The organism is Leifsonia sp. McL0627 (assembly GCF_058244615.1).
Window position 1 is genome coordinate 232,068 of the sequence record NZ_JBZCGM010000006.1, and the last position, 18,237, is coordinate 250,304.

General features: G+C 70.2%; 13 protein-coding genes. 7 read left to right on the forward strand and 6 right to left on the reverse strand.

The features are described from left to right. Nucleotides 1-113: 113 nt before the first annotated feature. The 5 genes from AC37TH_RS17125 to AC37TH_RS17145 all read left to right on the forward strand — a co-directional run bounded on the left by AC37TH_RS17125 (nt 114) and on the right by AC37TH_RS17145 (nt 7,684). Nucleotides 114-1,637, forward strand: a complete 1,524-nt coding sequence (locus tag AC37TH_RS17125; protein WP_490765547.1) for an ABC transporter substrate-binding protein — start codon at nt 114-116, stop codon at nt 1,635-1,637. 86 nt (nt 1,638-1,723) lie between these two features. Further along, complete coding sequence (locus tag AC37TH_RS17130; RefSeq protein ID WP_490765548.1) at nt 1,724-2,665, forward strand: ABC transporter permease; 942 nt, start codon at nt 1,724-1,726, stop codon at nt 2,663-2,665. Beyond that, nucleotides 2,662-4,515 (forward strand): dipeptide/oligopeptide/nickel ABC transporter permease/ATP-binding protein, encoded by a 1,854-nt coding sequence (locus AC37TH_RS17135; RefSeq protein ID WP_490765549.1) that lies wholly within the window; start codon nt 2,662-2,664, stop codon nt 4,513-4,515. The genes AC37TH_RS17130 and AC37TH_RS17135 overlap by 4 nt, the downstream gene beginning before the upstream one ends. After that, the gene (locus AC37TH_RS17140; protein ID WP_490765550.1) at nt 4,512-5,351 is read left to right on the forward strand and encodes an ABC transporter ATP-binding protein; all 840 of its coding nucleotides are present in this window, start codon (nt 4,512-4,514) and stop codon (nt 5,349-5,351) included. The genes AC37TH_RS17135 and AC37TH_RS17140 overlap by 4 nt, the downstream gene beginning before the upstream one ends. Further along, a complete protein-coding gene (locus AC37TH_RS17145) occupies nt 5,321-7,684 on the forward strand; it encodes an arylsulfatase (protein WP_490765551.1) in 2,364 nt (787 codons plus the stop codon). The genes AC37TH_RS17140 and AC37TH_RS17145 overlap by 31 nt, the downstream gene beginning before the upstream one ends. A gap of 111 nt (nt 7,685-7,795) precedes the next feature. Here the strand turns inward: AC37TH_RS17145 and AC37TH_RS17150 are convergent, their stop codons facing one another. Further along, nucleotides 7,796-9,235 (reverse strand): aldehyde dehydrogenase family protein, encoded by a 1,440-nt coding sequence (locus AC37TH_RS17150; protein WP_490765552.1) that lies wholly within the window; start codon nt 9,233-9,235, stop codon nt 7,796-7,798. 230 nt (nt 9,236-9,465) lie between these two features. Here AC37TH_RS17150 and AC37TH_RS17155 point away from each other — a divergent pair, with 230 nt between their 5' ends. Further along, nucleotides 9,466-11,001 carry a GMC family oxidoreductase gene (locus AC37TH_RS17155; protein WP_490765553.1) on the forward strand — a complete coding sequence of 512 codons (1,536 nt, stop codon included), beginning with the start codon at nt 9,466-9,468 and terminating at the stop codon, nt 10,999-11,001. On the opposite strand, the gene AC37TH_RS17160 is transcribed toward AC37TH_RS17155, so the two are convergent. From AC37TH_RS17160 to AC37TH_RS17180, 5 genes are all read right to left on the reverse strand, one after another. Further along, nucleotides 10,982-12,232, reverse strand: coding sequence for a multidrug effflux MFS transporter (locus tag AC37TH_RS17160; protein WP_490765554.1), 1,251 nt, complete (start codon nt 12,230-12,232; stop codon nt 10,982-10,984). The two genes, AC37TH_RS17155 and AC37TH_RS17160, sit on opposite strands and share 20 nt — an antisense overlap. Then, nucleotides 12,229-13,311 (reverse strand): alpha/beta hydrolase, encoded by a 1,083-nt coding sequence (locus AC37TH_RS17165; RefSeq protein WP_490765555.1) that lies wholly within the window; start codon nt 13,309-13,311, stop codon nt 12,229-12,231. The genes AC37TH_RS17160 and AC37TH_RS17165 overlap by 4 nt, the downstream gene beginning before the upstream one ends. 31 nt (nt 13,312-13,342) lie before the next feature. Continuing rightward, complete coding sequence (locus AC37TH_RS17170) at nt 13,343-14,344, reverse strand: alpha/beta hydrolase (RefSeq protein WP_490765556.1); 1,002 nt, start codon at nt 14,342-14,344, stop codon at nt 13,343-13,345. Nucleotides 14,345-14,416: 72 nt separating this feature from the next. Beyond that, the gene (locus AC37TH_RS17175) at nt 14,417-15,403 is read right to left on the reverse strand and encodes an aldo/keto reductase (protein ID WP_490765557.1); all 987 of its coding nucleotides are present in this window, start codon (nt 15,401-15,403) and stop codon (nt 14,417-14,419) included. Nucleotides 15,404-15,451: 48 nt separating this feature from the next. Further along, entirely contained in the window at nt 15,452-16,600 is a 1,149-nt protein-coding gene (locus AC37TH_RS17180) for a zinc-binding dehydrogenase (protein ID WP_490765558.1), read from the reverse strand. 113 nt (nt 16,601-16,713) lie between these two features. Here AC37TH_RS17180 and AC37TH_RS17185 point away from each other — a divergent pair, with 113 nt between their 5' ends. Then, complete coding sequence (locus AC37TH_RS17185; RefSeq protein ID WP_490765559.1) at nt 16,714-18,195, forward strand: amidohydrolase; 1,482 nt, start codon at nt 16,714-16,716, stop codon at nt 18,193-18,195. The last annotated feature ends 42 nt before the right edge of the window (nt 18,196-18,237 follow it).

The window sequence follows — 18,237 nt, forward strand, 5'->3', positions numbered from 1 at the left end:
CACAGCGATGTGTAGCCAACCTCGGTTGACGACCGGATCAGTAACTGCTGTGTCGTACGCCTGCGCAGCGTTCGACGAATTACCTCCTGCCTTGCCAACCGAGAGAAGAAGACATGAAGAAAGCAATGATCGCGGTGGCCGTAGCCGCCGTGACCGCGCTTGCGTTGACCGCATGCGGCTCCGGGGGAAGCGACACGAAGACGACGACCGGCGCCGCCGGTGGCCCGCTCAACATCGGGAACTTCGCCGATGTGACCAGCTGGGACCCGTCCCTCGCCGACATCGGATTCGACGGCCCGTACCTGTCGGCGGTCTACGACCCGCTGGTCAGCGTCGACGGCGACGGCAAGCCCACCCCCGCGCTCGCCACCTCCTGGAAGGTCTCCGACGACTTCCTGAAGGTCACCATGACCCTCCGCACCGGCGTGAAGTTCAGCGACGGCGAGGCCTTCGACGCGGCAGCAGCGGTGAAGAGCCTCGACTATCTGAAGAAGGGCGCACGCTCCGGCGAGGCATACCAGAGCGTCTCGAAGTTCGTGGCGGTCGACGCCAAGACCCTGGAGATCGACCTCACCAAGCGCGACGACACCCTGCTCTACTTCATGGGCATCGGCCGCAGCTGGATGATGGCGCCCAAGGCCATCGCGGCCGGGACGCTCGCGAAGACCCCCGAAGGCTCCGGCCCGTACACGCTGGAGACGTCGAGCGTCGCCGGCTCCGAGTACCACTTCAAGAAGGTCGCGAACCACTGGGACGCGAAGCAGTTCCCGTTCGACCCGCTGGCGATCTACCCGATCCAGGATGCGACGGCCCGCGACAACGCGATGGCCTCCGGTCAGATCAACGTGAACTACGCAGACGACACCGCGCTCAAGCAGGCCAAGGAGAACAACTGGAACGTCGCGGCCAAGGTCTCCGGCTGGGTCGGGCTGCAGTTCACCGACCGCGCCGGTGAGAAGTTCAAGCCGCTCGGCAACGAGAAGGTGCGCCAGGCGCTGAACTACGCGTTCGACGGCGCGAGCATCCTCAAGTCGGTCGGCAGTGGAGCGGGAGCGGTGTCCAACCAGGTCTTCCCGGACGGCACCCCCGGCAACCTGAAGAGCCTGAACAGCAAATACAAGTTCAGTATCGACAAGGCCAAGTCGCTCCTCGCCGACGCCGGCTACGCCAACGGCTTCGAGCTGCACATGCCGATGTCGCAGGTGTTCCAGGTCTGGCAGCCGGTCGTCGACCAGACCTTCGGCCAGCTTGGCATCAAGGTCACCTGGGACGACATGCAGTACATGGACTACCAGAAGAACGCACCGACGTACCCGATGTTCGTCTCCTTCCTCGCGATGGACTCGAACCCGGTCGCGACGGTGCAGCGCATGATCAACCTGCCGCAGTGGTTCAACCCGACGCCGCAGGTCGACCAGTTCCCGGATGTGCAGGCCCAGGTCGAGAAGGTCCTGGCCGCAGACCCGAGCAAGCAGACCGCCGAGATCGAGAAACTGAACACGCTCGTGACCGGCAAGGCGTGGTTCGACGTCTGGTACCAGGCGAACAACAGCTACGTCTCCACCTCGAACATCTCCATCACCCCCGTGACCGGAATGATGTTCCCGACCCTGAGTCAGATCTCCGTCAAGGGCTGACGCCCCACCGGCGGGCCGCGTGAGAGCGCGGCCCGCCTTCCCCTTCCTCCCCGCACCCACCCCTTCCGTCTCCGACAGGACAAGACATGATCAGATTCACGGTCAAGAGGCTCGTCTCCGGCGTGATCCTCCTGCTCGTCGTGGCGACGGGAACGTTCTTCCTCGCCCACGCCGCCATCGGCGATCCGACCGCCGGGCTCCTCGGCTCGTCGGCGACCCCGGCCCAGCAGGCTGCGCTCGCGGCGAAGATCGGCACCGACCGTCCGCTGCTCGTGCAGTTCTGGGAGTGGGCGTCGCACGCCGTGGTCGGCGACTTCGGCACGTCGTGGCGCAACTTCCAGCCCGTGAACGCGCAGATCGCGATCAAGCTCCCCGTCACGCTCTCCGTCGTGACGGCGGCGACCATCCTCTCGGCCGTGTTCGGCGGCCTGTTCGGAGTGCTGGCGGGCCTCCGCCCCGGCTCGATCCTGGACAAGATCATCAAGGCGGCGTCCGTCATCCTGTTCGCGCTCCCCGGCTTCTGGGTGAGCCTGGTGCTGGTGATCTGGTTCGCCGTGAACCTGCACTGGTTCCCCGCGGTCGGCTATGTGCAGCCGTCGCTCAGCCTCGACGGCTGGCTGCGCTCGATCACCCTCCCGTCGATCGCGCTCTCGCTCGGGGCCATCGTGATGATCGCGGAGCAGCTGCGCAACGCGATCATCACCGCTGACAACCAGGACTACATGCGCACCCTGCGCAGCCGCGGGCTGTCCCAGCGGCGGGTCGTGGTGCACCTGATCAGGAATGCGGCCCCCGCCTCCCTCACCGTGCTCGCCCTGATGTTCGTCGGTCTGCTCGGCGGCGCGATCGTGGTGGAGCAGATCTTCTCCCTGCCGGGCATCGGAGCGCTCACCAGCGGTTCGTCGCAGAACGGCGACATCCCCATCCTGCTCGGCATCACCGTCGTCACGGTCGTCTTCGTGGTGATCGTGAACTTCGTCCTCGACGTGGCGCTCGGCTGGATCAACCCGAAAGCGCGAGTGCAATGACGACTCCGACCGAAGTGATCATCGACCCGCGGGCAGGCCGCAGGGGCTCCACCTTCGTGCGCTTCCTCCGGCGTCCGGCGGGCGCGATCTCGTTCGCCGTGCTGGTTCTCGTGGTGCTGGTGGCGTTCTTCGCCCCGCTGCTGTCGCCGCACGACCCCAACTTCGTCGACCTCGCGCTGACGAAGGCGCCGCCGAGCCCCGCGCATCCACTGGGTGGGGACAGCGCGGGCCGGGATGTGCTGAGCCGCCTGATCTGGGGAACGCAGTCGACCCTGTGGGGCGCGTTCGTCACCATCCTGGTCGCGGTGATCGTCGGCGTCCCCGCCGGTCTCGCCGCCGGATACTTCGGCCGGTTCTTCGACAGGGCGGCCACCTGGGTGAGCGACGCGCTGCAGGCCATCCCGGCGATGATCATCCTGCTGATTGTGGCGGCGGGCACGCGCAACGACTTCACGGTGCTGATGGCGACGCTGGGCGTGTTCATGGCGCCCGGATACTTCCGCCTCACCCGCTCGACCGTGCTCGCCGTCCGCAACGAACCGTATGTGGACGCCGCCAAGGTCTCCGGCCTCGGCAACGCGCGGATCATGTCGCGGCACATCGTCAAGGCGGTGTACGCGCCCGTGATCATCCAGACGGCGCTCACCGCCGGGATGGCGATGGGCATGCAGGCGGGTCTCCAGTTCCTCGGCATCGGCGGGGCCAAGACGCCCGGCTGGGGCGCGATGATGAACGAGGGCTTCCGCAACATGCTGACCAACCCTCTGCTGCTGCTCTGGCCGTCGCTCGCGCTCGGCATCACCATCGCGGCCCTCGCCGTTCTCGGCTCGACGCTCGCCGACGTGGTGAGCGTGCGGACGCCGGTCGGACGCAGGAAGAAGCGCTCGCGGCGTCGCTCGGGTTCCGGCGCGGGTGCGGAGGCGGAGACGATCACGTCGTCCACAGGCTCCATTGCGCACAAGTCGGCCGACTCGGCCGTGCAGCTGCAGAACCTGCGGGTGAACTACGCGACCCCGGATGGCGGCACGGTCGAGGTGGTGCACGGCATCACGCTCGACGTCGCGCCCGGCGAAGTGCTCGGCATCGTGGGCGAGTCCGGTTCCGGCAAGTCGCAGACGGTGTTCTCCATCCTGGATCTGCTCCCCGCCGGCGGCGAGTACAGCGCCGACGCCCTGTGGATCGGCGGAGCCGACGTGACGCGGATGCCGCACAAAGACCGCCAGAAGCTGCTCGGGCATGAGGTGGGATACATCCCGCAGGAGCCGATGTCGAACCTCGACCCGTCGTACACGATCGGCTACCAGCTGACCGAGCCGCTGCGCTCCGTGCACAAGCTGTCGAAGGCCGACGCGAAGGCGCGGGCGCTGGCGATGCTGGAGAAGGTCGGCATCGTGGACCCGGCGCGCGTGATGAAGTCGTACCCGCACCAGCTCTCCGGAGGCATGGCGCAGCGCGTGCTCATCGCCGGGGCGATCGCGGGCAAGCCGTCCGTGCTGGTCGCCGACGAGCCGACGACGGCACTCGACGTGACCGTGCAGGCCGAGGTGCTCGAACTGCTGCGCGAGCTGCAGCAGGAGTACCGGATGGCGCTCGTGATCGTCACCCACAACTTCGGCGTCGTCGCCGACATCTGCGACAGAGTTGTGGTGATGCGCGACGGCGGCATCGTGGAGGTCGGGACGGTCGACCGGATCTTCTCCCGCCCGTCCGACCCGTACACGGCCGAACTGATCGCCGCATCGCTCGACGGGGCGGCCAGCCGCTTCCAGCTGGATGCGTCGCTCGCCGCAGCCTCAGACGCCACCGACCCGGCGGAACCCACCGACCCGCGAAAGGCGGTCCTCGCATGACACCCCCCGTGCATCCCGCGCCGTTGCTGACGGCGGAGAACGTCGTGGTCGACTACGGCACCAGGCGGGGCTCGTTCCGGGCGCTGAAAGAGGTCTCCATCGACGTCGGCGCTGGAGAGTGCGTCGGCCTGGTGGGGGAGTCCGGCTCCGGAAAGTCCACGCTGGGCAAGGCGATCCTCGGCCTCGTGCCCGTCACCAGCGGCACGATCCGGTTCGACGGCGAGGACATCACCCACCTCAAGGGCGCCAAGCGCCGGGAGCTGGCGTCGAGCATCCAGGTGGTCTTCCAGGACCCGTACGGCTCGCTGAACCCGGCCATGACCATCGGCGACATCCTCGCCGAGCCGCTCGCGACCGCGGGCACGAGCCGGCGGGAGGCGCGCGCGACGGTGTCCGAGATGCTGGAACGCGTCAAGCTGCCGTCGAGCGTGATCGAGCGATACCCGAAAGAGTTCTCGGGCGGCCAGCGGCAGCGCATCGCCATCGCGCGGGCGCTGGTGCGGAAGCCGCGGCTGATCGTCTGCGACGAGCCGGTGAGCGCGCTCGACCTGACGACGCAGGCGACGATCATCGACCTGTTCATCGAGCTGCAGCGCGACACCGGCGTCTCGTACTTGTTCGTCTCGCACGACCTCGGGGTGGTGCGCAGGATCTGCCACCGCGTCGCCGTGATGTACCGCGGGGAGATCGTGGAGACCGGTGATGGAGAGCAGGTCACCAGTGCCCCGCAGCACCCGTACAGCAAGCGGCTGCTGATGGCGTCGCCGGTCGCCGACCCGGCCGGTCAGGCCGCCAGGCGGGCCGCATGGCTGAAGCTGCGCGAGCAGGCGGCGTGAGCGGGGTGGGATCGAACGGCGCGCCGGAGCAGAGCAGAGGGTACGAAGACTTCGACGGCGTCGTCGCCGAGGTGGCCAGCGCCTCCACCCCGTCGTGGCCCGAACGCGTGCGGGCGGAGGACGGCGCGCCGAACGTGATCGTGGTGCTGCTCGACGATCTGGGGTTCAGCGATCTCTCGCCGTTCGGCAGCGAGATCGACACCCCGGCCGTGCAGGCGCTCGCCGAGAGCGGCTACCGGTTCACGAACTACCACTCCACCCCGGTCTGCTCGCCCGCCCGCGCCGCTCTGCTGACCGGGCTCAACCCGCATCGGGCGGGCTTCGCCTCCGTCGTGCACGCCGATCCGGGATTCCCCGGCTACGTGATGGAGATCGCGGACGACGTTCCGACCATCGCCGAATCGTTCCGTGCCTCCGGATACGCGACGTTCATGGTCGGCAAGTGGCACCTCACGACCGAGTCCAAGATGCACGACGGAGCCGACAAGGCGCCCTGGCCGGTGCAGCGCGGCTTCGACCGCTACTACGGGTCGATGGACGGCTTCACCACGCTGTTCCACCCGCACCGGCTGGTCAGCGACAACAGTCCGGTCACCGTCGACGAGTTCGGCGACGACTACTACCTGACCGACGACCTCACCGACCGCGCGATCGGGATGATCCGCGGGCTGCGGGCGAACGATGCGGACAAGCCGTTCTTCCTGTATTTCGCCCACCACGCGGTGCACGGTCCGATCCAGGCCAAGCCGGACGATATCGCGAAGTACCGCGGCGCGTACGAGAGCGGCTGGGACCACATCCGGTCGGAGAGGTTCGCCCGTCAGGTGCGCGACGGGCTGTTTCCGCGCAGCACGGTTCCGGCTCCGCGCAACGAGGAACCGCTCGCGCCCGTGACGGCGTGGGACGACCTCACCGACGAGCAGCGCGCGCTGTTCGCCCGCTACATGGAGGTGTATGCGGCGGCCGTCGACAACGTCGACCAGAACCTCGCCAGGCTCGTCGCCGCGCTGAAAGAGAGCGGCGAGTACGAGAACACGATCATCGTCGTCGCGTCCGACAACGGCGGCACAGGCGAAGGCGGGACGGAGGGCACCCGCAGCTACTTCAGTCAGTTCGTGCAGCTCGCCGGACTCCCGGCCGGCTGGGAGCGGGATGTGGACCGCGACCCCGACCTGATCGGCGGTCCCCGCGTGTTCGCGCACTACCCGGCCGGATGGGCGTACGCGTCGAACACGCCGTTCCGGCTCTACAAGGGTGCGACGTACGAGGGCGGCATCCGGGTGCCGCTGGTGGTCTCCTGGCCCGCCGGGCTGCCGCGGGGTGCGTCGGACGACGGCGTGCGCGACCAGTACACCTACGTCACCGACCTCGGCCAGACGCTGTTGTCGCTCGCCGGAGTCGCGCCGCTCGCCGCACGGGCCGGGCTCCCGGCCAAGGAGGTCGACGGCGTGCCGTTCGACGCGGTGCTCCGGGACGCGTCGGCGCCGCCCGTGCGCACCGAGCAGTACTCCGAATTCGCGGGCAACCGGGCGTTCGTCAGCGGACGCTGGAAGATCGTCACCGACCATCGCTGGGCCGACGCGTTCACCGACGCCGAATGGCGGCTCTACGACCTCGCCGCCGACCCGACCGAGCTGACAGACCTGGCGGCTGCGCATCCGGAGCGGGTGGCGGAGCTGGCGGAGACGTGGCGGGCGGCCGGGTGGTGGAACACGGTGTTCCCGCTCGGCGACGACGGCTCGCTGTTCACGCACCGGCCGTCGACCGAGCTCGACCTGGAACGGCCGGTGACGCTGTACCCCGGCACGCCGACGCTCGAACGGTTCCGGGCGAGCAAGCTCACCAAACTGCGCAGCTTCGACGTGGAGGTGCGCGCCGACCTGGCGTCCGGCGACGGCACGCTCGTCGCCCACGGCGACCAGGGCGGCGGGTACGCCCTGCGGGTCGAGGACGGGGTGCTGCACGTCGTGTACAACGAGTACGGGCGGATGCACCGGGTGGCGGTGCCGCTGGAGGCGCTGGGCGGCGGCGACGTGACGCTGCGCTTCGAGGCGCTGCCGGGCATCCGGTGGCTGATCGGTGTCGAGGCGGCCGGCGAGCGCGTGGCCGAGTTGGGCCCGGTGCTGCAGCTGGTCGGGATGGCGCCGTTCACCGGCATCAGCGTTGGCGTCGACCGCGGCAGCCCTGTGGACTGGGAGCTGTACGAGCGGCGGAGGTCGTTCCCGTTCGCGGGCGCTCTGCACTCCGTGCGCTACGTGCCCGGCCCGAAGTCCCCGGAGAACCCCGAGGTCATCATCCCGATCGAGCGCGAGATCGCGCGCATCTACGAGTAGCGCCGCTCGCTACCCGCGCCGTCACGAACGAGTGGTCCCGAATTGCTGTGGGGCGAATGCGCTCGCGGCAATTCGGGACCACTCGTTCGTGGGAGCGGCGGTCTGGCCCGGCTAGTAGTGCAGCCAGACCGACTTCGTCTCGGTGTACGCGTCGATCGCCCAGGGGCCCATCTCGCGGCCCCAGCCGCTCGCCTTGTAGCCGCCCCAGGGGGCTGCCATGTCCGGGATGGACGGCATGTTCACGAAGACCGCCCCGGCCCGGATGCCGTTGGCGAGGCGCTGCGAGGTGGCGATGTCTTTCGTCCAGACGGTCGCGGCGAGGCCGTATTCGGTGTCGTTGGCGCGGGCGATGATCGCGTCGAGCTCGTCCTCGTCCTCGTAGCTGGTGACGGAGAGGACCGGTCCGAAGATCTCGTCGTGCATGATCGTCATCTCATCGGTGACGCCCGCGAACACCGTCGGGGTGAAGAAGTAGCCGTCGCCGTCGACGCGCGTGCCTCCGGTGATCAGCTCGGCGCCCTGCTGCCGGCCGACCTCCACCAGCCGCTCCACATGGCCGAGGTGCTTGGCCGAGACGAGCGGGCCGAGGTCGACGCCCTCCTCCAGACCGTTGCCGAGCCGCAGTCCGGAGACGCCGCCCGCGAGCTTCTCGACGAACTCCGCCTCGCGCTTCTTGTCCACGTAGAAGCGCGTGTACGCGGCGCAGACCTGCCCGGAGTTCAGGATGCTGCCGGCGATGTTGCCGCCGACGGCCGCGTCGATGTCGGCGTCGGCCGCGATGATCGACGGCGCCTTGCCGCCGAGCTCCAGCGTGAGGCGCTTGAGGTTGGAGTTCGCGCTGGCGTGCGTGATGATCCGCCCGACCGCGGTGGAGCCTGTGTATGACAGGTGGTCGACATCCATGTGTTCGCTGAGCAGCGCTCCGGTCGCGCCGTCGCCGGTCACGAGGTTGACGACACCGCTCGGGATGCCCGCCTCGGCGCACAGCTCCACCAGCCGGATGCTCGTGAGCGGGGTGACTTCGCTCGGCTTGATGATCACGGTGTTGCCGGTGGCGAGCGCCGGGGCGAGCTTCCAGGCCAGGATCATCAGCGGGAAGTTCCACGGCGTGACCAGGGCGTTCACGCCGACCGGCTCGCGGCGCGTGTAATGCAGGGTGTCCGGGAACGAGACTGGGTTGACGGTGCCCTGGATCTTGGTGACCCAGCCTGCGTAGTAGCGGAAGTGCTCGGCTGCTCCTGTCACGCTGACCATCTTGGAGATGCCGAGCGGCTGCCCCTGGTCGCGGGTCTCCAGGGCGGCGAGCTCGTCGTGGTGCTCGTCGATCAGGTCGGCGAGGCGGAACAGCAGCGCCGCCCGCTGGATCGGCAGGAGCCCGGCCCATTCGGCTTTCCCGAGGGCGGCGCGGGCTGCGGCGACGGCCGCATCCACGTCGGCACTGGATGCGGTGCCCACCTCCTCGATGACCTGCTCGGTGGCGGGGTCGACGGTGGCGATGGCGCCGCCGGACGCCTCCGTCCACTCGCCGTCGATGAACAGTTTGGTGGCCACTTCGTGCTCCTTTGCGTAGCCGGGACGAGACGTGTGGCCGGCCGTTGACGGACGCCCACGCAAGCAGTATCCGTGGGCGCGCTGCACGGTGTCTTGACCGGTGCGGCACGAGCGTTGTCGGTGAGCGAATGGTCGGGCGTGAGCCGTTCCGCCGCGCGCGCGTGGCGTGCGAGCCTCGGGGAAGAAACTCGGGGGGAGAACTCGAGGGACGCTCGAAGGAGAGGACACCCGTGGCCGAGAACCATGATGCGCGCAGCGTGATCGTCATCGGAGCAGGTTCGGCCGGCTCGGTCGTCGCCAGGAGGCTGGCGGATGCCGGTGTGGCCGTGACCGTGCTGGAGGCGGGCGGCGAGGACAGCAACCCGGCCATCCACGACCCGAGCAGGATGGGCGAGCTGTGGCACAGCGCGGACGACTGGGACTACTTCACGGTGCCGCAGGAGCACGCGGCCGGACGCAGACTGCACCTTCCGCGCGGCAAGGTGCTCGGCGGCTCGCACGCGCTCAACGCGATGATCTGGGTTCGCTGCGCGCCGGCCGACTTCGACCACTGGGCGTCGCTCGGCAACGACGGCTGGGCGTGGAGCGACGTGCTCCCGGTGTACAAGGCCATCGAGCGCTTCTCCGGTGGCGCCTCCGAGCTGCACGGCGCCGACGGCCTGCTGGACGTGACGGACGACTACGCCCTGGACCCCATTCAGCAGTCGATCGTCGACGCGGCGGTGGAGGAGGGGCTGGAGCACAACCCCGACTACAACGGCGACCACCTGGACGGCGTCTCGCAGCAGCAGATCACGGTGCGCGACGGCCATCGCCTCAACACCTACCTCGCTTACCTCAAGCCGGTGCGCGACCGGGTGGACGTGCGCACCGGCTGCTGGGTGCACCGGCTGCTGATCGAGCCGGGCGACGACGGTGTTCCGCGCGTGGTCGGCGTGGAGTTCGAGCAGGACGGCGAGGTGCAGCAGCTCCGCGCCGACGAGGTCGTGCTGTGCGCAGGCGCACTCGACTCGCCGCGCATCCTGTTACGGTCGGGCATCGGTCCGGCGGACGAACTCTCCGCGGTCGGCATCGAGCCGGTGGTGGACCTGCCGGGCGTCGGCAAGAACCTGCACGACCACCTGCTCTCCCCGGTGATCTTCACCACCGAGCGCGAGGTCGGTGCGCCGCGGGCGGGGGTCTCTGTGACGCAATCGCACCTGTTCTGGAAGTCTGACGAGAGCCTCGAGGTGCCGGACACCCAGCCCATCCACTTCTCTGTCCCCATGTACCAAGACGGCATGACCGGCCCCGCCGACGGCTTCACCCTGATGGCCGGGATCGTCTCGCCGAAGGCACGCGGCAGCGTGACGCTGTCCGGCCCTGGCCCGCGCGACCCGCTGCTGATCGACCTGGATGCGCTGGGTCACGCCGACGACGTGGCCTCACTGGTCGCGTCGGTGCGGCAGTGCCGCAGCATCGGCGCCCGGCCGGCCCTGGCGGCGTGGGGAGCGGCCGAGCTGTACCCAGGCGCCGCGGTCGGCGACGGCGACGACCTGGCAGACTACGTCCGCTCCACCGCCGTCACCTATCACCACCAGGTCGGCACCTGCGCGATGGGCGTGGATGCTCAGGCCGTGGTGAGTCCGCGGCTGCGGGTGCACGGCGTCGAAGGGCTGCGGGTGGCCGACGCGTCGATCATGCCGCGCGTGACGACGGGGAACACCAACGCGCCGAGCGTGCTGATCGGCGAGAAGGCCGCCGCGTTCATCCTCGCGGGGGAGTGAGCGGGGGCGTGAGCACCCGCGTCGGCGCGGGCGTGAGTGCCCGGCCGACGACCAGTGCCGCGACCACGCCGGAGACGGCGGCGGCGATCGCGATGGTGAGCGCCATCGCGATCGCCGTCGAACCGCCGAGCGAGGCGAACGGCCCGACCAGCGGCCCGACCGTGAACGTGACCGTCCCGAGCACGGCCGCCGCCGTCCCGGCCCGCGCGGAGTGCGCGCCGAGGGCGAGCGTCGTGCCGTTCGGCCCGCCGACACCGGACGAGAACAGGAACAGCGCGAGCGCCGAGAGCACGCCGGGCAGCCCCCAGCCGAGCAGCACGGACACCAGCAGCAGGATGGCGGCCGCCGCGGTCGCGAGCTGACCGGTCAGGTACATCCGTGCCGGTCCGAGCCTCCGCACGAGCAGCCGGCTGAGCTGCGCGCCGAGCAGATTGGCGAGCGCGTTGATCGCGAAGAACAGGCTGAACAGCTGCGGGCTCAGCCCGAACTGGTCCTGCAGCACGAAACTCGACATCGAGAGGTAGGCGAAGAAGGCCGTCCCTCCCGCAGCCGCCGCGATCACGATCGCCACGAACAGCCGGTCGTGCAGCAGCGTGCCGAGGTGCGAGGCGGTCGTGCGCAGCCCGCCGCTGTGCCGCATCCCGGGTGGCAGCGTCTCCTTCAGTCCGAGGAACGCGAGCAGGAACAGGGCGAGGCCGATGCCGGTGAGCACGCCGAAGATCCCGCGCCAGTCCATCACGATGGCGAGCGTTCCGCCGACCACAGGCGCGACGATCGGGGCGGAGGCGCTGACCACGGCGAGCATCGACAGCATCCTGGACAGTTCGACGCCGCTGTACAGGTCGCGCGCGACGGCCATCGTGATCACCAGCCCCGCCGATCCGGCCAGCCCCTGCAGCAGCCGCGCGACGAGCAGCACCTGGATGTTCGGGGCCAGCACGCAGGCCAGCGAGAGCAGCGTGAACAGCGCGACGCCGACCAGCAGCGGGCGGCGTCGACCGTAGCGGTCGCTCAGCGGACCGGCGACCAGCTGCCCGACGCCGAGGCCGATCATGCAGACCGACATCGTCGCCTGGGCGAGCGCGTCGCTGGTGCCGAGCGACGACGCGAGCTGCGGAAGCTGCGGCAGGTAGAGGTCCATCGACAGCGGCCCGAATGCTTCGAGCAGGCCGAGCACCAGGATGCTCCTCCGCACGCTCATCACCGGTACGGCCGCCGCGATCCCGGTCACGGCCGGGTGGGGTGTTGCGGGTGTTGCGAGCGCAGCGGCGCGCCCAGCGTGCGGCGCAGCCAGCTGTCCCTCGCTTCGATGGCCGCCTTCGACACCAGGGCGTCGGGAGAGAAGCCGGAGAAGCCGTGGTACGCGCCGGACCAGACGTGCAGCTCAGCGGTGCCGCCCGCTGCCCAGATCCTGCTCGCGTACGCGATCGACTCGTCGCGGAACACCTCGGCGGCCCCTACCTCGATGTAGGCGGGCGGCAGGCCGGAGAGGTTGCTCGCGCGAGCGGGTGCCGCATACGGCGACACCGCGTCGGTGAACCGGTCCGCGCCGAGGATCGCGTCCCACGCTGTGTCGTTGTTGTTGCGGTCCCAGGCGCCGATGCCGTCGTACTGCCGGGAGGAGACGGTCTCGTTGCGGTCGTCGAGCATCGGGCAGTTGAGGAGCTGCCCGGCGAGAGCGGGACCGCCCCTGTCCCTCGCCATCAGTGCGACGGCCGCGGACAGCCCGCCGCCCGCGCTCGCGCCGGAGACGATGATGCGCGCCGGGTCGACGCCCAGCTCGTCCGCGTGCGCGGCGAACCAGACGAGCGCCGCGTAGCAGTCCTCCCCGGCCGCCGTGCCCGGATGTTCGGGAGAGAGCCGATACTCGACGGCGACGCCGACGGCGCCGTACTGCTCGGAGAGGTCGATCAGCTCCCCGGTGCCGAAGAACCGCGTGCCGAGCACCTGCCCGCCGCCGTGGATGCTCAGCACGCCCGGCGCATCCGGAGCCTGCTGGGTGGGGCGCACGATGGTGACCTCGACGTCGGGCGCTCCGGGTGGGCCGGGGATCGTCCGGTGATCGGCCGTCGCCGCGCGGCCGGAGAGCTGCGCGTCGATCGGCGGGATGATCGTGGCGAAGTGCGCCCGGTTGGCGAGGATCGTGTCCGCCCGCAACGGGATGCGCTCGACCAGGTCGAGGAAGGCGGTGAGACCCGGTTCCAGGGCGGGGTCGTACGGCACGGGGGTGTGCGTCGCTGTGTCGTGGCTCGTGGGGTCGTGCGTCGCGGGGGTGCTCGTCGCGGGGCTGCTCGTCGCGTTGGGCGTCATCGCTGTCCTTTCGAGGTGGCGGTCGAGTCCGTCAGAGACCGAGGATGCGGCGCAGCCAGGAGAACCGGGAGGCGAGTGCCGCCCTGGTCAGCTCGCTCTGCGGCGCGTACATGTCGAACCCGTGGAAGCCGCCGGACCAGACGTGCAGTTCAGCGGTGCCGCCGACGGCCCAGATCCGGGAGGCGAATTCCACGTCTTCGTCGCGGAACGGCTCGGCAGCCCCCACCTCGATGAACGCGGGAGGGAGCCCGGCCAGGTCGGTCGCGCGGGTCGGGGCGGCATACGCGGACGCTTCCCGGCTGTACGCGAGCTCCTCGCCCAGCACGCACTCCCAGGCGAGCAGGTTCGCCTCGCGCGTCCAGGTGCCGACACCGGCGTACTGGTGGCTCGACACGGTGGTGTTGGTGTTGTCGAGCATCGGGCAGAGCAGCAGCTGTCCAGCGATGGCGGGCCCGCGGCGGTCGCGGGCGAGCAGGGACACCGCGGCGGAGAAGCCGCCGCCCGCGCTGCCGCCCATCACCACGATGCGATCGGCGTCGACTCCGAGCTCGGCGGCGTGCTCCGACAGCCAGGCGATCCCGGCGTAGCAGTCCTCCACCCCGGCCGGGAACGGGTTCTCCGGGGCGAGCCGGTATTCCACGTTCACGGCGACGACGCCGAGTTCGGCGACCAGCTCGACCATCCGGGCTGTCTCCCAGCTGCGGTGACCGACGATCATCCCGCCGCCGTGGATGTTGTAGAGGGCGGGCAGAGCGGGTTTCGTGGCGTCGTGGCCGCGGGGGACGAGCACCGTGAGTTCGATGTCGGGCGCTCCCGCCGGGCCGGGGACGACCAGCTCGAAAGTGTCGATCGGGAGGTCGCCGATGACCTCCTCCGTGCTCGGGAACATCGTGGCCGCGCCGTCGCGGGAGAGGTGGAGAGTCTCGCGGCTGAGGGCGGGCTGCGGGTTCTGGGCGAGCGCGTCGAGCACGGGGGCGATCTCCGGATCGAACGGGACGCGGGCGACGGGGGTGCTCTGTTCTGCGATGGTCATGCGTGCTCCTGGGGTCGGTGTGCGGCGTGTGGTGTACGGGGTGCGGTGACGGTTTCGTGCCGGGTGTCCCGGTCACGGCCCTTCCGGGTCGACGACGCCCTTGTCCGCCCAGAACGGCTCGACCCTGGCGCGCAACTCCGCCGCGCCGACGCGCTCGACCAGGGCGACCGCCTCCAGGTTCTGCTGCACCTGCTCCAGACGGCTCGCGCCGAACAGCGTGGTGGTCGTGGCCGGGTGGGTGAGGGTGAACGCGACGGCGAGCTGCGCAGGGGACGTCCCCAGCTCGTCGGCGACGGCCGAGAACGCGGGGACGTCCGCGACGATGCGCTCCCTGATCGAGCCGGGGTCGCGGCCGACCTCGCGGCCTGGGGCGACGTTGCCGGCGAGGATGCCGCCCTCCATCACGTCGGAGGCCTGCATGGTCAGCCCCTGCGCGAACAACCGCGCGAACGGTTCGCCGTCCGGGATGGAGCGGCGGGCGACGCTGTATTTGAGCTGCGCCAGTTGCGGCCCTGGCACGCCTTCTGCGGCTGCGATGTCGATCAGCGACTGGATGTTCGTGGCCGACCAGTTGTTGACGCCCCACGCCCGGATCAGCCCGGCGTCGGTGAGCGCCGCCAGGTCGAGCACGAGGTCCCGCAACTCCAGGTCGTCCCTGCGCAGGTCGCCCAGGATCACCAGGTCGGCGTACTCGCTGCCGACGCGGAACAGGGCGTGCTCCAGTTGCGGGCGGAAGCCGTCGTCGCCGAACCCTTCGAGCCACAGTTTCTCCGACAGCAGGAAGTCCTCCCGCTGCAGGCGCGCCGCCCGGACGATCGCGGAGAACAGCACGTCCGTGAACACCGGGGGCTGCATCCCGCGGAACCCGTAGACGCCGACGTCGAACAGGTTCACGCCGTGCTCGACGGCGAACGAGACCATGTCGACCGCGTCGGCGAAGTCCATCCGGTCGTAGGTGTGCCACGATCCGAGCGAGAGCACGGAGGCGTGGAGGCCGGACGTGCCGATCGGGCGCCGGGGGATGGGGGTGGTGCCGGGGGTGGTGTCCGTCGTCGTCATGACAGTTCCTTCGTCGTCGTTGTCGTTGTCTTCGTCGTCGTCGTGCTGTCAGCCGATGCGGGGGTCGATGACGGCTTTGATCTCGCCGAGTCCGGCCATCGCCGCGACCTTCTCCGACACCTCCGCCAGCCCGACGGGCGCGCTGAACAGCTCGTCCCAGGGCAGGCGGTCCGCGAAGCTGCGGAAGAACTCGATGGCGCGGTAGTAGTCGGCGATGTCGCCGTTCAGCGAGCCGACGACCGTCAGCTCCTTGCCCATGATCGTGCTGAGCGACACCGGATCGCCGGTCGGGCCCGTGCTCCCCACCACCACGAACGTGCCGCGCTGCGCCGCCATCGCGACCGCCTCCGGCCCGACGCTCGGAGCCCCGGCGAGGTCGATCACCAGATCGGCGCCCTGGCCGTCTGTCAGCTCCAGCACCCGCTGGATGGTCGCCTCCGAGCCGCCCGCGATGTCGACAACGTGGTCGGCGCCGAACCGCTGCGCCGCCGCGAGCCGGTCGGCCGGAGCGCCGACCGTGATCACGGTCCCGGCGCCGGAGAGGTGCGCGACCGCCGTCGCGAAGATGCCGAGGGCGCCCGAGCCCTGCACGACGACCCTGGATCCAGGGCGCACCCCGCCGGCGCGGTGGAAGGCGCGCAGCACGGTCTTGGCCGCGCATCCCGCCATCGACGCCCAGGTGTCCTCGACCTCCTCCGGGATCAGCAGCTTGGCGGCGCCGGGGGTGACGTATGCATAGTCGGCGAGCCCGGCGGTCGCGAACGGAGGAACGTCGGAGCGTTGCAGGAAGCCGTAGCCGCGCTTCGAGCAGGCCACCGGCTCGCGCAGCACGGTGCAGCCGAAGCACTCGCCGCAGGTGGACTCGGACCAGCCGATCCTGTCGCCGACGCCGAGGGGGCGACCGAGCGCATCCCTGGTGCCTTCTCCCGTGGCGACGACCTCGCCGACCATCTCGTGGCCGAGGATCATCGGCAGCATTCCGGGAAAGGTCATCTTTCCCGACCAGATCTCGATGTCGGTGCCGCACAGCGTTGCACACCGGATGCGCACCAGGGCGGCGCCGGGTTCGAGCGTCTCGGGGAGCGGGACCTCCTGCAGGGTCAGCGGCTCGCCGTGTGCCGTGAGGACGGCCGCGCGGGTGCTGCCCGGGATGCTGGTCGGGGTGCTGCCCGGGATGCTGGTGCCGTGATTCGCCATCGAAGTCTCCAATCCGTTCGACGGTCTCCGGTGGCTGCACTGCGCATCCGGTCGTCGATGTGGGTTATTCTACATACGTTGACCAAAATAGCGAGCCCTCTCAAGGAGGAGAAGTGCAGCGACGCGACACCCCAGACCCCAGCGCAGACCTCGTGCTGCGCGGCGGCACCGTGCACACCCTCGACGAGGACGACACGACCGGCACAGCCATCGCCATCCGCCACGGCCGCATCCTGAGGGTCGGCAGCGACGCAGACGTGACCGCCTCCATCGGCCGCCGCACCCGCGTGATCGAACTCGACGGGCGGGCGGTGCTGCCGGGGATCAACGACTCGCACCTGCACGCGACCTGGCTCGGGGCGATGTGGCCGAACACGGTGTTCGGCGGGATGGGGGCCGATGCGTCCAGCGCTTCCGCTCCGTCAGCGGCGCCGTCCGCCGCGACCGCCGCCGCACCTGCACCCGCGCCGGTCGACGGCGACCCGCACGACACCTCGCACTCCGCGCCGCTGGTCAGCACGCGTGCCGAGCGCCGCGCAGCGATCCTCCGCGCGGGCGAACTGATCGCCTCCCTCGGCATCACGAGCTACACCGAGCCGGGAATCGGCCCAGGCGAGGACGGCGGCGCGACCGGCTGCTTCGCCCAGGACGTGTTCGAGGCCTACGTCGAACTCGAAGCGGAACGGCGCCTCACCGCCAGGGTGAACGTGCTCGCTCTGTTCGGCGTCCTCGACGGTCCGAGTACCCTGCGAGACGTGACGGCCGGTCTGCGTGCGCTCGACCGTGAGACGACGCGTCCGGCCTGGCTGCGGGTGGCCGGGGTGAAACTGTTCGCCGACGGCATCCCGCCGATGCACCAGGCCTGGACCCGCCACCGCTACCCGGACGGCACCTCCGGCGGCCTTCTCGTCGCCGGCCTCGACGCCGACGAGCGCGAGGACAACCTGCGCAGGATGATCGTCGAGGCCAACCGCCTCGGCTACCAGGTCGGCATCCACGCCACCGGCGACCGCACCATCGACGCCGCCGTCGACGCCGTCGGCGACGCGATGCGCGAGAGCAGGATGGAGCTGCGGCACTACATCATCCACGGCGACCTGGTGAGTCCTGGCGCGCTCGCGCGCATGGCCGCCCTGGGGATGGGGTTGAACGTGCAGCCGGGGATCGCGGTGAAGACGGCCGGATGGCTGGCCGCCGTGCTCGGCGACGAGGTCGCGGCGGCGGCGTGGCCGATCGCCGCCGCCCAGCGCGCCGGCGTCTCCGTCTCGCTCAGCTCGGACGCCCCCATCCTCGCACCGGACTGGCGGCAGGGCATCGCGGACGCGGACGCCTGGCTGGGCGCCCCCGCCAGCGGGCCGACCGCCGAGAGCGACAGGATGCGCGCACTGCTTCGCGGCTACACGGTCGCGCCGGCGCGTCAGGACGGCGCGGAGCCGTGGAAGGGGACGCTCGAACCGCGCAAGGTCGCGGACCTGTGCGTGCTGGAGGCCGACCCGCTGCACGTCGCGGCGGCGGAGCTTCCGCGCGTGGGCGTCGACCTCACGGTCGTGGACGGAGAGATCGTGTACGAGCGGACACCGGTGTACCAGGACTGACAAACCGGGTACCAGGACTGACAAGAAGGACGGCGTGCGTCG

Excerpts from the sequence above, each read along its gene's own strand:
- AC37TH_RS17175 (WP_490765557.1), bottom strand. The coding sequence starts at position 15,403 with ATGACGACGACGGACACCACCCCCGGCACCACCCCCATCCCCCGGCGC.
- AC37TH_RS17140 (WP_490765550.1), top strand. The coding sequence starts at position 4,512 with ATGACACCCCCCGTGCATCCCGCGCCGTTGCTGACGGCGGAGAACGTC.
- AC37TH_RS17130 (WP_490765548.1), top strand. The coding sequence starts at position 1,724 with ATGATCAGATTCACGGTCAAGAGGCTCGTCTCCGGCGTGATCCTCCTG.
- AC37TH_RS17145 (WP_490765551.1), top strand. The coding sequence starts at position 5,321 with ATGGCTGAAGCTGCGCGAGCAGGCGGCGTGAGCGGGGTGGGATCGAAC.
- AC37TH_RS17135 (WP_490765549.1), top strand. The coding sequence starts at position 2,662 with ATGACGACTCCGACCGAAGTGATCATCGACCCGCGGGCAGGCCGCAGG.
- AC37TH_RS17170 (WP_490765556.1), bottom strand. The coding sequence starts at position 14,344 with ATGACCATCGCAGAACAGAGCACCCCCGTCGCCCGCGTCCCGTTCGAT.
- AC37TH_RS17180 (WP_490765558.1), bottom strand. The coding sequence starts at position 16,600 with ATGGCGAATCACGGCACCAGCATCCCGGGCAGCACCCCGACCAGCATC.
- AC37TH_RS17165 (WP_490765555.1), bottom strand. The coding sequence starts at position 13,311 with ATGACGCCCAACGCGACGAGCAGCCCCGCGACGAGCACCCCCGCGACG.
- AC37TH_RS17125 (WP_490765547.1), top strand. The coding sequence starts at position 114 with ATGAAGAAAGCAATGATCGCGGTGGCCGTAGCCGCCGTGACCGCGCTT.